Source organism: Pontibacter sp. HJ8, from assembly GCF_054824225.1.
In genome coordinates this window covers 1-620 of sequence record NZ_JSYF01000420.1, presented here as the reverse complement: position 1 = coordinate 620, position 620 = coordinate 1, and the positions used below count along the sequence as shown (strand labels likewise).

Here is a 620-nt window from a genome sequence, read left to right as displayed (position 1 = left end):
GCGTCAGAGTTTGGCTGTCCTTCCACATGCGTTGCACCACCAAATGCATTCTGCCTTGTATCCCCCAGAGTGCCCATCAGATCAGTTAGTGTCTTACTTTCTGCAAAGTCATTACGGCCATTGTAGATAGACCACCAGTTGCTAGGAAAGTTGCCTCCAGGATAGTTCACATCAAAATTCTCTGCATTTGTAGCGATTACGCCAGCCGGGTGATTGAGTGCAGAACTAAATTGTGTTGCTGCATAACCTCCAGCTGCCGGATAAACCTTGGAAAGCTGTAGTGCCATCATCATTCTGATTGAATTGGCAGCTTTTTTCCATGAGCTTACATCACCGTTATAGATTACATCACCGGTAATCTGGGATGTATTGTCCATTGCATTTACTGCATCTTCAAGCGTTGCGATCATACCTTTGTAGATCTCTTCCTGACGGTCGTACTTTGGTGTTGGATCACCTTTCAAAGCTTCACTGTAAGGCACATCTCCCCATCTGTCCGTAATTGTCCAGAAAATATACTGTTGCATAATTCTGGCCACTTGGGTCATATTGTTATTTGTGTTCCTATCTATGATGTCCTGAAGGTCCATCAGAACACCGGAGTAATTTCCAGTGAAATC

At 44.4% G+C, this 620-nt stretch carries 1 protein-coding gene; it reads right to left on the bottom strand.

Translation table 11 applies throughout. The annotated features are described in order from the left end of the window. Positions 1 to 620, bottom strand: a 620-nt coding sequence (locus OB13_RS16860; RefSeq protein ID WP_461491349.1) for a SusD/RagB family nutrient-binding outer membrane lipoprotein, incomplete at both ends; no start/stop codon positions are given.